Genomic DNA, 18,143 nt, shown 5'->3' with positions numbered 1-18,143 from the left:
CGGGCGTTTGCTTTACCAGCCACACACCTCGTGCTCATTTTCCGTGTCGTAAGCGCGGACGGTATTCACCAGATCTTTTACTACGTCTGCGGCGATGTCGGGGATGAGCAACTCCATGGGGGCCTCTGTTTCGTAATCCACCGAGACGCCGTTGCTGTTGTTGGTCACGGTCACTGTGTACGTTGCTTTACCCACGCGGTTACTCCTTATGTGTATTGACCACTTTGCCGATGCCCGCGCCCTGAAGCGTAACGTCAGGATCGGCAAAAAAGTCGATATTGAAATAGGTATCGTCGGTCAATAGCTCGATGCGGTGCCATTTCTCTGGCGGCGAGATGCCAAACGATCCGGCTTCAATCACCAGTTCCAGATCCGGTTCGGTCGCGTCAGCGTTCGGGAAACCAAAATAGCGCACCGCACCCTGCATCACCGACAAACGGCCATATACGCTGGCTTTCGTATTATGGTGGGTGAAAAGGGCTTTTGGCGCGGTGTCTTTGTTCCAGAATGGCGTGGAGCGGGTATGAACAAAATTCTCAGGGATACGTAGCATAAAGGTTACCTCGTAAATAAAAGCCGCTTAAAGCGACTTCAACACCTCTGGTTCGACGAAAAATTCAATATTAAACAGCGTGTCGTCGCTCATCACCTCGATGTGATGCCATTTCTCAGGGGGAAAAACACCGAAGTGGCCGGCCCTGATAATCAGTGTGCTGTCAGGCTCAGGGGCATGTTCATCAGCATAACCCAGGTAGCGGACGGCACCCTGCATAACGGACAGGCGTGGATAAACGCCCGGACGGGTACCCGTATCGAGATGACGCTGAAAGATCCCGGCGGGGGCGGTTTCTTTATTCCAGAAAGGGGTAGAGCGGATATGAATACAGCTTTGCGGAATGCGTAGCATATTGCCTCCCATGTATGTCTGCATTTATTAGACGCCTTTGCGGAAGAGAGGATTTATCAAAAAGTGCATTTAAATTGCATGTTATCAATAAAGATAATGGGTGGCTCCCCCTGTTTGTAATACAAAATACTCAGTTGTTATTAGCCTTAATATTTAAGTGGTTATTATGTAATGAAAAAACTTGATCTGTATCAACATATGACGCATATTGCGTGCGGTTATTTTTTCGGCTCTGGTATACAGAATGACGTTGTATCAAAAGATGTTGGTTTTTTACGCAGTGATGGCTTCCATCTGTGCATTAATTACCTGGTTCCTTTCTAAAGACCGCAAGCGCATCCGCCTGCTTAGCGCGTTTCTGGTCGGGTCGACCTGGCCGATGAGTTTCCCCGTTGCGCTGCTGATTTCTCTTTTCTGAAGCATCCTTCCAAGTTCGAAAGATGAACATAGCATTCCAGTTACGATGGCTGTATAAATACACAGTGCATCGTAAAAGGAGTGCTTATGAACAGTTTTTACTCGCAGCATGCGGGTTGCACCGTGCGCTGGCATGATTTGCCCGGCTCTGGCGATCCCGTAGTCTTTATCCACGGATTGGGCTGCGCCTCTTCCTATGAATATCCTCGCGTCGTCCGAGACCCTCAGTTTGGCGGGCGCAGAGCTATTCTCATCGATTTACCCGGCAGCGGTTACAGCGATAAGCCTGAACATTACAGCTATAAAACGACTGAACAGGCGCGCGTCGTGGCGGAGTTGATTGACCATCTTCAGCTGGATGCCTTCTGGTTATACGGTCACAGCATGGGCGGCAGCATTGCTATAGAAACGGCGGGGCTGCTGGCACCGCGCGTGAAGGGACTGATGGTGTCGGAGCCCAATTTTCACGCCGGTGGGGGGATGTTTAGCCGCGCTATTGCGGCGCAAACCGAACACCAGTTTGTGGCGCAGGGCTATAATGCCATGCTCCGTAAAGAGACCACCGCCTGGGCCGGGTGCCTGCAAAGCAATGCACCCTATGCCGTCTGGCGCGGCGCATCAAGCCTGGTCGCCGGTGTTGAGCCGGACTGGGAAGCGCAATTTCTGTCGCTGCCTTGCCCGGTGACGTTGATTTTTGGTGAGCTCTCACTGCCGGATGACGATGTGGATAATCTGAAGCTGAAGGGCGTTGAGGTCAAAATCATCCCTGCGGCGGGGCACTCCATGTCGTGGGAAAACCCGTCGGCACTGGCGCAGGCGTTAGCGGAGTGTATGGCGGCGTGATTATCGTCGCGGAATACAGGCCGGGTAAGCGCAGCGCTACCCGGCAAGATAGGCCGCTACAGGATTAAAGCCCGCAGTGCCCGACGTGCGTCAGGCTGAACATCATGCGGGTGCTGATAATCAATGTTTTCGATTGCCCGGCTATAGAGGGCAACCAGCCAGTCGTAAACGTACGCGGTGGCCGCATGAACAGGCTGCTCCCCCAGACGCGTCAGGCGCGGTGCGGCACTGCTGACGACGGGCGTAACAAAGATTGCCTGACCTTTGCGAATGCGGCTTGCGGGGCGTTCTGCTGACGGGGTCTGGTCGTAACCCAGCCAGCCAACGAAATTCCCTATCACCGCATGCAGCTGCGCCGCGCTGCTTTTATCCGCGTCGACAATGCGCTGAAGCTGTTGCGGCAGATTAAGCCGGTAGCTGGTTACCACCAGCACATCCGCGATTTGCTGCAGCACCGCGGGCTCCAGACCAAGACGGGCGGCGGTAGCTTCATTGCGGCTCCACTGGCGCAGATGATTTATCCATACTCTGTGCGCCAGGCGCGCTTTGTCTTTTGTCTGGAATCGTCCTGCGCTTTCCTGGGCGTTATCGGCGAACAGATCGATGGTGTCCGTGAACAGCCCGTTCACCTGCTCCTCGCGCGGCTGCTGAACGGCGAGCAGCGTTTCAAAGGCTTTCAGCGGCGGCAGCAGGCCCTCAAGCAGCTCGCCGTGACGGGCGGCACTGCTTTGCAGCGTGCGCACCATGTTTTCGGCCTGAGCACGTCGCGTACCCGGTTCCTCAACCAGCGGCGCCAGATAGCTTTGCATCAGCGACGCGATCTCCTGCCGCAGCAGGTTTTTCAGCGTGCCGAGACGCTTCTGCCGCTGTGCCGGGAGCGTCGCCTGAGACAACCACTCAATGACGCGCTGCATGCTGTGGCTGTCCAGCGCCTGCAGAGTTCCCCAGCGCAGGCCTGGCTTGCCCAGCAGATGCTGTACGGCTTCATCGAGATTCTGTCGGGTAGTGAAACGAGCGTCATGCGGGGTGATCGCCCACACCAGCCCCGGCAGGGCAGACTCCTCGGCAGGCTGGGTCTCTTTAATCCAGTTAATTAACACTTTTGCTTTTTGGGCCGTCTGCTCGTGCCGCGCTGTCGCGTTGCAGATAACCAGCACATCCGGCTGGAGCTGCTGGCGGTAATGTTCAAACAGCCACTGGCATTTAGCCTGTACTAAAGGATCGGCACTGCCGTATTCAAAGACCGGAATATCAATGATATCAACGTTATCCAGCGCGCCATTCTCAACCGGCAAGACCAGCTCGCGGGTAAGGAAGGCAAGCACGTCGACCGGGATGCTGATGGCGTTGAGCATTTCACCGTTGTTCAGCGGATGAAGCAGCGTCTCCTGAGTTTCCTGCTGGGTTAAGGTACCGTGCGTCAGGAACCCTTCACCAGGCAGACCAAAGCTGTCCACCAGCAGGCTCAGCGGCGCAGCCAGCTCGCTCGCATGGCTGGTCTGATGCAGCACGTGGGCAAGCTTCAGCCACTGCTGGGTTAACTCCTGTTGCTCGCCCCACAGTAGCGACCAGACGCTGGCGCGGGTGCTGAGATCGAGCGATGGCACCAGCTGGGCAAACTCATGCCACAGGGCGTCATCAATTTGCTGTCTCGCGGCGGGTACCGTGCTTTGCCAGAAACGCGAAATCGCACCCACATCCTGCGCCGTGATGCCGGGCACGCTCTGCGGCTGGCGAAGGCCGCGCCATTTCTCCAGACGCGTCTCAATGACCGCCTTATCCACCGCGCGCATCTGCGGGTGCAGCGTCGTGCGGGCAATAAACAGCTGTACCAGTTCGGCCTCTGTGACCAGGCTCAGACGCAGCGGAAACGCCTCATCCGCTACCTCCGGGGTGTCTCGTGTGAAGCGCACGGCCATGTTGGTCAGGGCATGCCCTGGGTTAATATGCGAAAAATAGTCAAAGGTGCGCTGGCCCGGCATCACGTTCAGGCGCCCGTTACCGCTGCCGCACAGCGACAGCAGCAGGTGCGCTTTGGCGCTCTGAGAATGGCCGTAAAGCCCAATGCTGCTCCGGCGGGTCAGGGCGTGTTCAATGGCCTGCTCCCGCGCCTGCGCCGCGTTGATGCGAGCAAGCAGGGCATCAGCATCGTTATCCAGCACAGGGGCGGTCAGGCGCGTCTCATTAATCCACCCGATTAAGGCCTGAGTGGTGGTCGTGGTCGCTGTCATTTCAGGTATACGCTCCCGCTGTCGATCCAGTAGTGGCTACCGCTGTGTCGGCGATCGGCCAGGGTATTCAGTTTGAAGGTTAACGCGTCAGGCGCAACCGGCGTGCCGTCCTGAAGCCAGGCATCGCTGAGCTCGAAGGACTCAGAGCCCTCTAATTTGCTGCCGCCGCAGAGCTTAAGCCGCACGTTCAGCACGCCGTCGCCGGCAATCGCTTTTGCCAGTTCAGCCGAGTTGATGCTGAGCGTATAAAGCGGCGTGGCGGGCCAGCGCGCGTTCGCCAGCTGGCGGAAGCCGAGGGTAACGTTACCGCGCAGCGGGAAGTGCAGACGGGCGTCAAGCTTCGCGCCGGGTTTATCGAGATCGATATCCTGATACCAGACGTTTTCCTCGCGCAGGGTATTGACGGTGTTATCCAGCACGCCCAGATAGCGCACGGTGGAATAGGCGCCAATGTCCGCGGCCTTAAAGTTAAAGCGCGGCAGACGCAGATCGAGCGCCAGGCTGCAGAGCATGGCCCCCACCGCGGCGGTCGATTTCGGATTGCCTATGCGCCCCTGCTGGCTGAAGGGATACCACTCGTGAACCTGATATTTATCCAACCAGACGATGCGGTTGACCGGCACCGGCTGCAGATGCCGAATCAGCGCCTGAACGCCCGGCAGGCAGCCCGGGCGCCCGGTGATGAGCAGAATATCGCAGCTGTAATGGGAAATCGCTTCACACACCGCGTGAAGCGGCGAGGTCAGCGTAAACTGACCGGCCAGCATTGCATCCTGCATTTCGCGGAAGTTCACGTGCAGCGGCACGGCGAACAGGTCGAACGCCTCTGAGCCCGCCGGCAGGGCATGATCGATTGCCTGCTGAAGATAGTTCATCACGTTGCGGGTTGGTTTCTGCGCAAGGAGCTCGCCAAAGGTGGCATGCAGGCCCGCCAGCGGATCGTCAATGTCGCTGGCTTCCCACGCGGAAAGAATGGCGTGGCCAATCGGCATAAAGAGCTGAAGCGCCGTTTGCTGGCGCAGTACCGCCTGGGTATCAATACGCCCGGAGTCGCCGAACAGCGACGCCATCAGCAGTGAGGCGTCCGCAATGCCGGATTTCTGCAGCTGCGTTTGCAGGGCGGGCAGGACATAGCGCTGAATCACGTCCAGCAGGGTATCGTCGCCCGCCACCTTGAACCCTTCGCGGAACAGCAGTTGCGGGGTGATTTTGACGTTATTACCGGAGCCGTCATCAAGCTGGTAGTGGGTTATTGCCATATCCGTGGTGCCACCGCCGATGTCGATAGACGCGACGCGTAATGCGCGGCCCGGCTGCACGCCTGGCTCAGGTTCACGATCCGTGCGGGCGAGTGAGGCGAAAAAGGCTTCCGTCTGGCCGCCAAAACGGGAAATCGCTTCGTTATACAGCCACACCAGCTGACCGCAGCTGGCTTCATCCCACTCCATCTGGATCTCAGGGACCGGCACCACGCTTTTTTCCTGCTGCTTGCGGGTGGCAAAATCTTCATCCTGCGGGTGCCAGCCCATCGCTTTCCAGACGATGGCAATGGCTTCAAACATGCGGCGACGGAAAATCTCGCGCTCCTGCTTCGGCATGGCCGAGGGCAGGGTCAGGATCAGGGTGCGCAGCTGGCGCGGCGAGGCCGGGAAGCCCAGGCGCAGGCGGGTGGCGACGCTGTTGATCTGGCCCAGCGCCTGCGCCAGCAGCTCGCACAGCATGTGCGTCATCAGCGTGCTGCGGCTGTACTGCGGCGAAAAGACCGGCAGCCGCTCGTCCTGCGGCAGCGTAAACAGCGGCTCACCGTCATCGTTCATCAGGTTCATCAGCGGAAACGCCGTGGCGAGCGGTTCACGCTGGGTTTTGCCGTTCATCTGGCTAAAGCGCCAGTCCTGCACGACAGGCGTTTCATCCCACAGGTAGCGGCGCGGGCTGGAAATGCCGCTGTTACCTTCGGTTCCCAGGCGCTGCATCGCCAGCTTGCGGGCTTCATCGCCTACGCGAACAATCGACGGCCAGACAAACGCATCTTCGCGACCGCTTTCCACCGAGAAGTGCTGTTTGCCAAAACGCGCTTCGGAGAATTCAAGACGGCTGGTAAAGAGAGGTTCGTTCAGGAACTGGGGCTCGCTTAACGAACGAACCTGCAGCTCGGCGGTCTGCCGAAGCCCGTCGTTTGCATCACCGTGGTCTTCAATAATGACGCCGCAGGTGTGGGTGTTGCCCACGTCGAGGATCAGATCGACCGGAATGGCAGGCGTGCTGAGCGTGTGGGTGACAAATTTCACTTCCGGAATGGTGAGCTGTTCACCGAGCATGGTCAGTACATTGAGCCAGTGGGCCTGATATTCAAAACTGCGCATCGCCTGATGCAGGTCGCGTTCAGAGCGGTTTTCAACGCCGTCGGCATACTGGGTAAATGCCTCGCGCAGCCAGCCGTCAATCCAGGTCTGGTCGAGGAAGCTTTCTACCTCACTATCGCGCCACGCCAGCGCAAAGCGGGTTCCATTCAGAATATCGTTTTCAACCGGCGACAGGGCTGAAGTGGCATGCTCCGCGATCTGGCTGTCGAGCGCGAGGGTGACGCGGTGCGAGTTGCCTGCCGTATCGGGCTTCTCGAGCTTGCGCACCTGAACGCGCGCCCAGTTATCCGGTCCTTCCACAAAGGTCCGCGGCGGGTTGAAGCGCAGGAAGGGCACGGGAAGCCAGACGCCGTCCAGCACGGCAAGGGACTGATGCAGCGGAATGGTGGTTTCCGGTTTAACCACTTCAGGCTGACCGCCGTTCGTCCCCGGCAGGGTATAGCGCCCGTTCACCAGGTCGAAATCGAGTCGCAAAAGGGGGCCGTTCGCGGTTTTACGTACGAAGCGCCCGTTGCTGGCGGTGTCCTGCGGCGTCAGGCCGAAATCCAGGAACTGCACGCCGCTGTTGGCAATAAGCGTGACGCTTTGTTTATAGTCGCAAAGATTTACCAGCATAGGATCAGGCACCTGCTTTCTTGAACGTCAGTGGGACGACGGTGTTGGCGTCATAGCGAGCGCGACATTCTGCGATATCGCTGGCCCCGGCTTTACAGGCGACTTCCGGCATCGGGTAGCGGGAACCGTCGGTGCAGCGGGCATTGCCGCGACTTTTAATCATCAGCTCGCCATTGCTGTGCAGCCCGGAGAAAATCTCCGCGCGGCAGACAATGTTGTCGCCGTGCACGACGCGGGCGAAACCTTTATTGTTCTGGATTTGATAGCGCATTGAGGGCGGCTTGCCGGTGACCGGATCTTTCACGTCGAGAACCGCGCGCCAGGTACCGTTCAGGAAGCGCGTCGACCCGGCTTTCACCTGACCGGCTTCCATCACCATGGCATCTTTCGGGATCGGAACAATTACCACCGGTGCGGCTTCAGGCGAAGGAGCGGGTTCTTTTTCTTTACTGGCGACGACCTCAGCCTGATGCAGGGGGAGATTCATAGCCAGCGGCTCTACCGCTTTGATCGGCTGCGGTGCAATAGCCACGGGCTCAGGAGCCGGTGCCGGAGCGGGCTCTGCCGAAGGGGCCTGTTTTGGCCACAGCAGCGGCGCGGCAACGGCTGCCACAATCACGGCGGCAACCGGCAGGGTCCACAGGGGAATGCGACGTTTTTTCGTGACGGCAACAGGCGCAGGTTCCTGAGCGGGTTGCGCAACAACCGGCGCGGGCTCCGGCTCATACAGTTCTTCCGGCGTAATACGCACGGCGGTGACGGGCGCAATCAGCGGCTCGTCTGCTTTTTCAAAGGTGATGGCCGGTTCGGGCGCGGGTTCTGGCTCGGGCTCATCAATCACAACGGGGGCAGGCTCGGGGATCAACGCTTCACGCAGGCAGTCGAGGACATCGTCGCGCGCATTTTCGTTCAGGTTTACAAAACCCCAGAAGCAAATAATCGGCTTTCCTGCGACCAGGAAAACAAAATTCTCGCCGGGAAACTGAAACGCTTTCGACAGCAGCGAGCCGAAAAGCTGCTGCGCGGTTTTGGGCGACTGGAGGCATTTCTTGCTTAACGACTCAACGCTGGCAAGCGTGTTTTCCAGATAGCGCAGGGCACGATAGCGGTCGTCTTCACTGGCCGCCTTCCAGCTGGTGACGCTTCCCTCAACGGGGGAATACCAGTCCACGCGGTCGCCGCTGTCGTTGACCTGAGGAATAGCCAGACTGTCCACTATGGCCTGCTGTTTGCGCAATCGAAGCGCTTCCCGGATTTGTAACGCTGATTCAAAAACGGCCTGTCCGCCGCCGCCAACGGCCTGAAAATCATCCAGATTACCGCTGCGTAAAAGAGTTTTTGCCACGATTTGATCCCATATACTTCTTCACACCGTTACTTTAACGAAACGAGGAAGCAAACAAACGGAGGAAGAGACGCTAAAAGCGCCGATTTCTTGCGGCATAGATCGTGACGGTTGTGCTTGACGAATAACGTCACTTAAGGCAAATCACCTTTTTTTGCACTGGCGGCAAAACCGGCAAAAAACGCGGCTTTAGAATAAGCTGATAGTGTTTCGTTATTTGCCAGGTGATAAGGGCTGTGCTGTTATTACTGACCTATATAATAAAACTGTCAGGGTTATAACTATGTCTACAGGGAAAACGCTTCTCGCCCTTGCGCTGAGCGCTCTTTTACCAGCCGGTGCCGCATGGGCGGCAAACAACGACACCCTTATTTACTGCTCCGAGGCATCGCCAGAGTCGTTCAACCCGCAAATCGCCAGCTCCGGCCCGTCGTTCGTGGCCAGCTCTCAGGTTCTGTACAACCGCCTGATCAATTTCGACCCGGTGAAAAATACCCCGGTCCCGTCACTGGCGGAATCCTGGACGATTTCACCGGACGGCAAGACCTATACCTTTACCCTGCGCAAAGGGGTGAAGTTCAACAGCAACAAATACTTCAAGCCGACGCGCGACTTTAACGCCGATGACGTTATTTTCTCGGTGATGCGTCAGAAAGACCCTAAACACCCGTACCATAATGTGTCCCAGGGCAACTACGAATACTTCAACGATGTCGGGCTCGATAAGCTGATTCAGGACGTTAAAAAGGTCGACGATTATCACGTCCAGTTCACCCTGAGTGAACCCAACGCCGCGTTCCTGGCCGACTGGGGAATGGATTTCGCATCGATCCTCTCCGCCGAATACGCCGATGTGATGCTGAAAAAAGGCACGCCTGAGAACGTAGATACCTGGCCGATCGGTACCGGGCCCTATGTGCTCCAGCAGTACAAGGTGGACTCGCTGATCCGCTACGTCGCTAATCCGAACTACTGGGATGGCGAGGTGCCGACCAAACATCTTATCTTCTCCATCACGCCAAACGTGGAAACCCGCCTGGCGAAATTGCAGACCAACGAGTGTCAGATTATTCCTGCGCCGTCTCCGGTTCAGTTTGACGTGATTAAAAAGAACAAAGACCTGACGCTGCACTCTGTCGATGCGCTGAATGTTGGCTATCTGGCGTTTAATACCGAGAAAAAGCCGTTCGATAACGTGCTGGTGCGTCAGGCGCTAAACTACGCGACCGACAAGAAGGCTATCGTTAATGCGGTCTTTATGGGCTCCGGTACGGTGGCAAAATCGCCGATCCCGCCAAATATGCTGGGCTTTAATAAAGATCTGCAGGACTACAGCTACGATCCTGATAAAGCAAAAGCGCTGCTGAAGCAGGCCGGGCTGGAGAAGGGCGCGGAAGTCACGCTGTGGTCAATGCCGGTTCAGCGTCCGTATAACCCTAACTCGCGTCGTATCGCGGAGATGATCCAGAGCGACTGGGCGAAAGTCGGCGTGAAGGCCAAAATTGTCTCCTATGAGTGGGGCGAATACCTCTCCGGCATGCGTAAAGGCGAGCACGACTCCGCGCTGTTCGGCTGGATGTCCGATAACGGCGACCCGGACAACTTCGCCGATGTGCTGCTGGGCTGCAACAGCATTAAAACCGGGTCAAACGCCGCGCGCTGGTGCGATAAGGGTTATGATGCCCTGGTGCAAAAAGCGAAGCTGACCAGCGATCCGGCCGAGCGTGCGAAACTGTACGGCCAGGCGCAGGAGATTTTCTACCAGCAGGCACCGTGGATCGCGCTGGCAAACGGCAAAACGTTCTTTGCAACCCGCAGCAACGTGACCGGATACAGCGTGAGCCTGATGGGCAGCGATTTCTCTAAAGCGAAGCTGAACTAAGCATTTATTGCCGGGTAAGGCATAAGCCGCCACCCGGCAAAAACGAGGAGTGACAATGTCACATTTAAACGAAGTTACCGCCCGCGTGGATGCCGCCATCGAAGAGAGCGTCATCGCCCATATGAACGAACTGCTGATTGCATTGAGCGAGGATGCCGATCTCAGCCGTGAAGACCGTTACGCCCAACAGCAGCGTCTGCGTACCGCGATTTCGCACCACGGTAAGCAGCACAAAGAGGAGATGGACGCGCGCCAGGAACAGCTGACCAAGGGCGGCACTATACTGTAATCAAAACTGGCGTCGCGCTACCAGCCAGGCCCCGACGACCAGCATCACCGCGCCGCATACCGGGCCGATCAGCGCGCGCAGGGGAATGCCATGGCTTCTCAGCACGTCAAGGACCAGCCCGCCAATCAGCTGGCTTGCGACCAGCACCGCGATGGTCGTTGCCGCGCCCACGTTCTGGTAGCCGCTGATGCTGGCAAACACAAAAAACGACCCCAGCAGCCCCGGGATCAGCGTCCACCAGCGCACCGTTGCGGCCAGCTCGCTGAACCCGGCGAAGCCCTGCTTCAGCAGCAGAATGCTGACAAACAGCACAATGCCGACCAGGGAGTTCAGCAGCATTGCGATAAGAATGGTGGAGGAGGACTGGGTGATACGCACCATTAAAGTGTTTTGCACCACCAGCCCGATCCCCGCCGCCACCAGGAACGCCAGCGTCAGCGACTGATTCATGGGATTGCGTCCGGGTCGCTGCGCTCGTCCAGCTGCAGCTGCATAAAGGTTAAGTCCAGCCAGCGGCCAAACTTGGTTCCCACCTGCGGCATCTGCCCCGTGGTCACAAAACCGAGCGTTTCGTGGAGGTGAATCGAGGCCTTATTTTGCGCTTCAATGCCGGCCACCATCACGTGTTTGCCGATGGCGCGGGCCTCGTTGATCAGCGCTTTCATTAACGTGCGGCCAATGCCTTTACCCTGATGCTCCGGATGGATATATACCGAATGCTCAACCGTGTGACGAAAGCCGTCGAAGGCGCGCCAGTCGCCGAAAGAGGCGTACCCGGTAACCACACCATTTTCCTCAGCTACAAGAACCGGGTAACCCGCGAGCGTGCGGGCCTCGAACCAGGCGATTCGGTTATCGGTATCAACGGTTTTATCGTTCCAGATCGCGGCAGTATGCAGCACCGCATGGTTATAGATCTCTCCTATCGCAGCGCAGTCTTCTTTACAGGCGTGACGAACGATCATGATTAAACCTCTGTATGTTGTTTACTATAGTATTACGCTATAGATATGATATTACACAACTGTATCGTCAGAGCGCTACGTGAGAATGATTATGAGCCCCATTGAAACGGCGTTCATACGCTTTAGTATGACGTTATGAACACAATAACAGACACAATGAATCAGCGTATTAGCGCCAGAATTCGCCTCGAACGTGAATCACGCGGCTGGTCTCTTAGCGAGCTGGCCGAGCGGGCAGGCGTATCTCGCGCCATGATCCACAAGATAGAGCGCGGCGACAGCAGCCCGACGGCAACCTTGCTTGCCCGCCTGTCAGGCGCGTTTGGGATCAGCATGTCGACCCTGATTGCCAGAGCCGAGATGCAGGAGGGAAAACTCCTGCGCCTGGCGAACCAGCCCGTCTGGCGCGATCCGCAAACCCACTACCTTCGTCGCCACGTTTCTCCCCGTACCGATCTGCCTATCGACCTCGTTCAGATTGAGTTACCCGCGAGGAGCGACGTCCCGATGCCGGCGTCCTCCTACGCGCTCGCGCGGCAGCTGATCTGGCTGCAGTCCGGCGAGCTGGTATTTCAGGAGGGCGATACTCGCCACGAGATGAAGGCCGGAGACTGTCTGGAGCTGGGGCCGCCAAACGACTGCCGTTTTATCAACGAAACGAACGAAACCTGCATCTATCTTGTGGTCCGGCTTAACCAGTCTGCCTCGTAATGTTAAGGCGATAATGCCGATCGTGAGCCAGGCTGTAATGACATTTGTACCAGAAGGAGAATCCGATGAATCAATCTGTTTCGCAAAACCGCCGCTGGGTGCTGGCCTCTCGCCCACAGGGCGCGCCGGTGGCGGAGAATTTTCGTCTGGAAGAGCAGCCCGTTCCTGCACCTCAGGCGGGGCAACTGCTGCTTCGCACCGTATGGCTGTCGCTGGACCCTTACATGCGGGGCCGCATGAGCGATGCGCCATCCTATTCTCCGCCGGTTGAGATTGGTGCGGTGATGGTAGGGGGAACAGTTAGCCGCGTTGAGCAGTCAAACCACCCCGACTTTAAAGCGGGTGAATGGGTGCTGAGCTACAGCGGCTGGCAGGAGTACGCGCTTTCGGACGGCAGCGGCCTGGTCAAGCTGGGCGATAATCCCACCCATCCCTCCTGGGCGCTGGGCATTCTTGGGATGCCGGGCTTTACCGCCTATATGGGATTGCTGGATATCGGACAACCGCAAGCGGGTGAAACGCTGGTGGTCGCCGCCGCGACGGGCCCGGTTGGGGCGACCGTCGGGCAGATCGGTAAAATTAAAGGCTGCCGCGTGGTCGGGGTAGCCGGTGGGGCAGAAAAATGCCGCCACGCCCTTGAGGTTCTTGGATTTGACGTGTGTCTCGATCACCACGCGGCGGATTTCGCTGAGCAGCTGAAACGCGCCTGCCCGAATGGCATTGATGTCTACTATGAAAACGTCGGCGGGAAAGTGTTTGACGCCGTGCTGCCGCTGCTGAATACCTCCGCGCGCGTGCCGGTGTGTGGCCTGGTGAGCGGCTACAATGCAACGGGGCTGCCTGACGGGCCAGACCGTTTGCCGCTTCTGATGGGGACCATTCTGAAGAAACGCATCCGGATGCAGGGCTTTATCATTGCCCAGGACTACGGCCACCGCATTCATGAGTTTCAGGAAGAGATGGGGCGCTGGGTGCAGGAGGGCAAAATTCGCTATCGTGAACAGGTGACGGACGGGCTGGAAAACGCGCCTGAAGCGCTGATTGGCCTGCTGGAAGGAAAAAACTTCGGTAAAGTCGTGATTCGCGTCGCGGGTGACAATAAATAAAAGGCACTATGGCGGGGTTTCCCGCCATATTTATTTGTGAAGATACGATATATTGTCTTTAATTAACGGACATGGCTTTTCGCGCCATCATCCCGGATGAGCCCGAAACCGATAAAAAAAACACATTTTGCATTTTTTGCTGTTTTACGTACTTCCCACCACCAGGCATGACGATACAGGATATATCGGACCAGCGTCGTTTTATTAAAACTGGCGTTTAAAAATAGCATTAAGTTTTAGCTACAGGAATTGAACATGCTTGATTTGGATCACTTAGAAAAAGCCCAAAGGATCAGTCTTACCATGCAAGTTGAACTCAGTTTGAAAGGAGCGTTAATTACAGGCTCCCTTAAACCGGGTGCACGACTGATTACGAAAGAGATCGCCGATAAATTAGGAACCAGCATTACCCCAGTGCGCGAGGCGCTGCTGCGTCTGGTGTCTGCAGGGGCATTACATGCCACGCCGGCACAGGCATTTCTGGTGCCGGAGGTGACGCTGGACCGTTATAACGAAATCAACGCTATTCGCAAGCAGCTTGAACCCATGGCGGTTGCCGCAGCCTGTCAGAATATGTCTGACCAAAAGATCGAGACGTTGCGCAAATTGTCGGAAGCGTTTCATGAGGCCATGCGCAACGGGAACGTTCAGCAGGCATTGCAGGCAAATCGCATCTTCCGCTTTACGCTTTATCAGTACGCGGAAATGCCCACGCTGAATGCATTAATTGAACAGCTATGGGTGCGCATCGGGCCTTGCATTAACTATCTGCACCAGGAGCTTAATGACATTAAGGAAGCGACGTATCACTATGACGAACTGCTTTCAGCCCTGGAACGCCGGGATGTCGACGCCAGCCAGAAGGCGATTGAAAAATCGATTGATGAAGCGAATACGCTTTTACAGCGACAATATTTTAACTGAGAGATAATTTAACAGAGCGACTATATACCGCGTCTATTTATTTATCTGGTGAATAACTCCTGATGGCATTTTGCCATCAGGATCGTTATTTTCGGTATAAAATAAACTTTACTTATTTGTTACTCGAATCGATAAGACACCGACAGACCCACACCGTAGTTACGGCCAGGCGCTGGCTCGTAATAACGCCCGTTGGATTCGTTGACAATAACCGAGCCAACGTACTCTTTGTCGAACAGGTTATCTACGCGGCCAAAGACGTCCATCCCCCAGTTGCCGTAGTTGAATTTATACCCGGTATTCAGCCCGACCACCGTGTACGATGGCGCTTTCGCCGTGTTCTCGTCGTCGGCCATGATATCGCTCATGTAGCGCACGTCCGAGCCCGCGTACCAGCCTTCTTCAGGCTGCCAGCCAAACGACGCATAGCCCATATTGCGGGCAATGCCCGGCATACGGTTACCGTTACAGTCCGCGTCGCCGCAGACGTTGGTCCGGTAGATGGCATCAAGGTAGGTCCACGCCATTTTCAGCTTCCAGTTCTCAGCAAACTGCTGATCGAGAGACACTTCGACTCCCTGACGGCGGGTCTTTCCGGCATTTTTATAGCTTGTGCGGCCACCAGAGCTGGCATCCACCACGATCTCGTCATCCGTATCGGTGCGGAACAGCGCTGCCGTCAGCAGGCCATTGCCAATGCGGGTTTTGCTGCCCACCTCATACGTGTTGTTCGTGGAAGGCTGCAGGCCGATATTCAGGCCGCCCTGGTTATCGGCGCGATACGAAAGCTCGTTGATGGTTGGCGTTTCGAACCCACGCCCTGCGGCAGCGTAGAGGTTCCACGCGTCCGTCACCGCATACTTCACGGAGCCCGCCGGGAGCCACTTGTGATAGCTCGCGTCACCGCTGTCGTCGCCGTTGCCCGGCGTAACGTAATGGTCGTTAGAATCAAACCAGACCGAGCTATAACGCACGCCCGCATCCACGGACAGTTTCTGCGTCAGCTGCCAGCTGGTCTGCAGGTAAGGGTCGACGTTCCACATCAGGTTACGTTCGTTCCGGCGTTTATCACCCTTCACGCCGTAATCCGGCACGCCGTTGTTCATCACGAAGTTCTCGTACCCGCGACGATCTTCACTCATATTTTCATAGTTCAGACCGGTGGTGAAGGTGACCGGCACCAGCAGCTCGCCGCGGTGTGTCCAGCGGGTATCAACCCCCTGATAATGACGCTGCATATCGATCACGCCGCCGGAGTGAGAAGGCCTCAGCTGCGGCTGGTAGGGAATCGACTGGTACTGGGTCATTTCACGCTCGCCGGCGTACATCATCACGCTGAGATCGTCCTGAGCGCTAAGCTGGCGGTCGTAGCGCAGCCCCGCCTGAGTCTGCTTGATGGTCTTGCGCGTGTTGTACTGATCGCCGCGCGGGGACTGACGCGGGTTATCCTGCCACTCCTGATAGCTCAGCCCGCCCGGATCGTTTGCTTTCATGTCCACGCTGTTAAAAATCAGCGTTAACTTGCTGGCATCGTCAATGCGTACGCCCAGTTTGGCATTAGCGAGATTCTTCCGCGCGCCGCTGTGGTCGCGGTAGCCTTTAGTGGTGAAGCGGGTGGTGGATACGGTGTAATCCACGTCCCCGGCATGGGTGCCATCGCCCATTGCGCCGGTGGCTTTCATGCCGTAGCGCCATGTCCCGTAACTGCCGTAATAGCTGCTTGCCTCGATGGTCGGCGGCTGCTGCCCGGTTTGCGTATTGATGTTAATCACGCCGCCAGAGGCGTTGCCATACAGGGCGGAGAAGGGACCGCGCAGCACCTCAACGCTGTCAATGCTGGAGAGATCGATGTTGGAGGTCTGGCCCTGTCCGTCCGGCATGGTGGCTGGAATACCGTCGACGTACATGCGAATGCCGCGCACGCCAAACGTTGAGCGGGCACCAAACCCGCGCATCGAAAGCTGGAGATCCTGAGCATAGTTCTGACGGTTCTGAATCTGTAGTCCCGGAACGCTGCCAAGCGATTCGGAGAGATTAATGCGCGGCGCGGCGTGGCGCATATCCTCGCCATTCACGACGCTGACCGCCGCCGGAGTATCAAGCTCTGATACGGTTTGCGGCGTGGCGCTGACGATCATGGTCTGTTCCTCTGCGCTCATCGCGCTTAGAGGCGCAAAAACAACGGGAACCAGCAGCAGCGGGAGAGATGCCTTACGGGCAGATATGATTTTCATGAGTAAAACCGGTTGTGATGTATAAACGAACCAAATGGAACATGTCCATACATGTTAAAGGTTTTGTAAATGTTTTGAAAACTATAACCGCACATTGCGTTAATGAAAGGCAATAGGGAAAAGAAAAACTCTACTTTTAACTTATTAATGATTACTATTCTCATTATCAAAACGGCAATGCCATGACGTTGCCAGCCGGAAGCGATGTCAGCAGTACCCCCAATTTTCAAAAAAGGAATTGTTATGTCTTTACGCCATCTGAGCTCGCCACGCCTGAGTACGTCTCTGCTGTCTGCCGCTTTACTGTTTGCCGGAACCTTCCAGGCGCATGCCGCCGAAGAGATGCTGCGTAAAGCGGTGGGTAAAGGTGCCTATGAAATGGCGGTCAGCCAGCAGGAGAACGCCCTGTGGGTTGCGACGTCGCAAAGCCGTAAACTCGACAAGGGTGGCGTTATCTATCGCCTCGATCCTGCTACGCTTGAGGTGACGCAGGCCATTCATAGCGATCTCAAACCGTTTGGCGCCACCCTCGACGGCGCGACGCAAACCCTGTGGCTGGGTAATACGATCAACGGCGCAGTGACGGCCATTGATGCGAAAACGGGCGACGTGAAAGGGCGACTGGTGCTTGATAGCCGCCAGCGCAGTGAAACCGTCAAGCCGCTGCAGCCGCGCCAGCTGGTGGCGGATGACGCGAGCAACACGATTTACATCACCGGAGTCGGCAAAGAGAGCGTGATTTGGGTCGTGGATGGCGCAAAGCTGAAGCTGAAAGAGACCATTGCCAACACCGGCACATACAGTACCGGTCTGGCGCTGGATGCAAAGGCGAAACGCCTGTACACCACCAATGCAGACGGTGAGCTGGTCACCATTGATACCGCCACCAACAAAATCCTGAGCCGCAAAAAAGTGCAGGACGACGGAAAAGAGCACTTCTATCTGAACCTGAGCCTGGACACCGCCGGTCAGCGCGCGTTCCTGACCGATTCAAAACAGCCGGAAGTGCTGGCGGTGAGCCTGAAAGACGGCAGCGTGATCGAGAAAATCGCCGCGCCTGAATCCCTGGCCGTTCTGTTTAATCCGGCTCGCAATGAAGCCTACGTGACGCACCGTGAGGCCGGCAAGGTGAGCGTGATTGACGCGAAGACCTACAAAGTGACGAAAACGTTCGATACGCCGGTCTACCCGAACAGCCTGGCGCTCTCTGCGGATGGCAAAACGCTTTACGTGACGGTGAAGCAGAAATCTACCCGCCAACAGGAAGCGACCCAGCCTGACGATGTGATTCGTATCGCGCTGTAATATAAA

At 56.7% G+C, this 18,143-nt stretch carries 17 protein-coding genes; 8 read left to right on the top strand and 9 right to left on the bottom strand.

Annotation, left to right across the window (positions count from 1 at the left end):
• Positions 1–12 precede the first annotated feature (12 nt).
• The 3 genes from IM271_RS01195 to IM271_RS01185 are packed head-to-tail and all read right to left on the bottom strand — an operon-like array spanning position 13 to position 907.
• On the bottom strand, positions 13–195 hold the full coding sequence (locus tag IM271_RS01195; protein WP_193052033.1) for a DUF1869 domain-containing protein: 183 nt from the start codon (positions 193–195) through the stop codon (positions 13–15).
• Positions 196–199: 4 nt separating this feature from the next.
• On the bottom strand, positions 200–553 hold the full coding sequence (locus IM271_RS01190; RefSeq protein ID WP_028013302.1) for a DUF1971 domain-containing protein: 354 nt from the start codon (positions 551–553) through the stop codon (positions 200–202).
• A gap of 27 nt (positions 554–580) precedes the next feature.
• Positions 581–907 carry a DUF1971 domain-containing protein gene (locus IM271_RS01185; protein ID WP_193052038.1) on the bottom strand — a complete coding sequence of 109 codons (327 nt, stop codon included), beginning with the start codon at positions 905–907 and terminating at the stop codon, positions 581–583.
• Between the two features lie 244 nt (positions 908–1,151).
• Between IM271_RS01185 and IM271_RS01180 the strand changes: the two genes are divergently transcribed.
• Positions 1,152–1,325: a GhoT/OrtT family toxin gene (locus IM271_RS01180; protein ID WP_014883956.1), complete on the top strand. Its 174-nt coding sequence runs from the start codon at positions 1,152–1,154 to the stop codon at positions 1,323–1,325.
• An 86-nt stretch (positions 1,326–1,411) separates the two neighbouring features.
• Positions 1,412–2,167 carry an alpha/beta fold hydrolase gene (locus IM271_RS01175; RefSeq protein WP_047365021.1) on the top strand — a complete coding sequence of 252 codons (756 nt, stop codon included), beginning with the start codon at positions 1,412–1,414 and terminating at the stop codon, positions 2,165–2,167.
• Between the two features lie 56 nt (positions 2,168–2,223).
• Here IM271_RS01175 and IM271_RS01170 read toward each other — a convergent pair whose 3' ends face one another.
• Genes IM271_RS01170 through IM271_RS01160 form a run of 3 tightly spaced genes read right to left on the bottom strand, consistent with a single transcriptional unit; the run spans position 2,224 to position 8,721 of the window.
• The gene (locus tag IM271_RS01170) at positions 2,224–4,398 is read right to left on the bottom strand and encodes a virulence factor SrfC family protein (protein WP_193052032.1); all 2,175 of its coding nucleotides are present in this window, start codon (positions 4,396–4,398) and stop codon (positions 2,224–2,226) included.
• On the bottom strand, positions 4,395–7,376 hold the full coding sequence (locus IM271_RS01165; RefSeq protein WP_193052031.1) for a virulence factor SrfB: 2,982 nt from the start codon (positions 7,374–7,376) through the stop codon (positions 4,395–4,397). The genes IM271_RS01170 and IM271_RS01165 overlap by 4 nt, the downstream gene beginning before the upstream one ends.
• Positions 7,377–7,380: 4 nt before the next feature.
• Positions 7,381–8,721, bottom strand: coding sequence for an SrfA family protein (locus IM271_RS01160; RefSeq protein ID WP_193052030.1), 1,341 nt, complete (start codon positions 8,719–8,721; stop codon positions 7,381–7,383).
• A 283-nt stretch (positions 8,722–9,004) separates the two neighbouring features.
• On the opposite strand from IM271_RS01160, the gene IM271_RS01155 reads away from it, so the two are divergent.
• Together IM271_RS01155 and IM271_RS01150 are read left to right on the top strand one after the other, a co-directional pair.
• Positions 9,005–10,603, top strand: a complete 1,599-nt coding sequence (locus IM271_RS01155) for an ABC transporter substrate-binding protein (RefSeq protein ID WP_028013296.1) — start codon at positions 9,005–9,007, stop codon at positions 10,601–10,603.
• 55 nt (positions 10,604–10,658) lie between these two features.
• A complete protein-coding gene (locus IM271_RS01150) occupies positions 10,659–10,892 on the top strand; it encodes a YdcY family protein (protein WP_028013295.1) in 234 nt (77 codons plus the stop codon).
• Here IM271_RS01150 and IM271_RS01145 read toward each other — a convergent pair whose 3' ends face one another.
• Complete coding sequence (locus IM271_RS01145) at positions 10,893–11,342, bottom strand: DMT family transporter (protein ID WP_028013294.1); 450 nt, start codon at positions 11,340–11,342, stop codon at positions 10,893–10,895.
• Positions 11,339–11,857 carry a GNAT family N-acetyltransferase gene (locus IM271_RS01140; RefSeq protein WP_193052029.1) on the bottom strand — a complete coding sequence of 173 codons (519 nt, stop codon included), beginning with the start codon at positions 11,855–11,857 and terminating at the stop codon, positions 11,339–11,341. The genes IM271_RS01145 and IM271_RS01140 overlap by 4 nt, the downstream gene beginning before the upstream one ends.
• 135 nt (positions 11,858–11,992) lie before the next feature.
• Here IM271_RS01140 and IM271_RS01135 point away from each other — a divergent pair, with 135 nt between their 5' ends.
• The 3 genes from IM271_RS01135 (at position 11,993) to IM271_RS01125 (ending at position 14,598) form a co-directional block, all read left to right on the top strand.
• On the top strand, positions 11,993–12,568 hold the full coding sequence (locus tag IM271_RS01135; RefSeq protein WP_193052028.1) for an XRE family transcriptional regulator: 576 nt from the start codon (positions 11,993–11,995) through the stop codon (positions 12,566–12,568).
• Between the two features lie 65 nt (positions 12,569–12,633).
• Positions 12,634–13,674, top strand: coding sequence for an NADP-dependent oxidoreductase (locus IM271_RS01130; protein ID WP_193052027.1), 1,041 nt, complete (start codon positions 12,634–12,636; stop codon positions 13,672–13,674).
• Positions 13,675–13,929: 255 nt separating this feature from the next.
• On the top strand, positions 13,930–14,598 hold the full coding sequence (locus IM271_RS01125; protein ID WP_028013290.1) for a GntR family transcriptional regulator: 669 nt from the start codon (positions 13,930–13,932) through the stop codon (positions 14,596–14,598).
• 119 nt (positions 14,599–14,717) lie between these two features.
• On the opposite strand, the gene pqqU is transcribed toward IM271_RS01125, so the two are convergent.
• Positions 14,718–16,832, bottom strand: a complete 2,115-nt coding sequence (pqqU, locus tag IM271_RS01120; RefSeq protein ID WP_193052026.1) for a TonB-dependent receptor PqqU — start codon at positions 16,830–16,832, stop codon at positions 14,718–14,720.
• A gap of 243 nt (positions 16,833–17,075) precedes the next feature.
• On the opposite strand from pqqU, the gene IM271_RS01115 reads away from it, so the two are divergent.
• Positions 17,076–18,137 (top strand): YncE family protein, encoded by a 1,062-nt coding sequence (locus IM271_RS01115; protein ID WP_192971134.1) that lies wholly within the window; start codon positions 17,076–17,078, stop codon positions 18,135–18,137.
• The last annotated feature ends 6 nt before the right edge of the window (positions 18,138–18,143 follow it).

The organism is Enterobacter cloacae complex sp. I3, from assembly GCF_014896175.1.
Taxonomy (GTDB): domain Bacteria; phylum Pseudomonadota; class Gammaproteobacteria; order Enterobacterales; family Enterobacteriaceae; genus Enterobacter; species Enterobacter bugandensis.
Note: the sequence above shows the minus strand (reverse complement) of the source record. Positions and strands in the feature narration are given on the sequence as shown.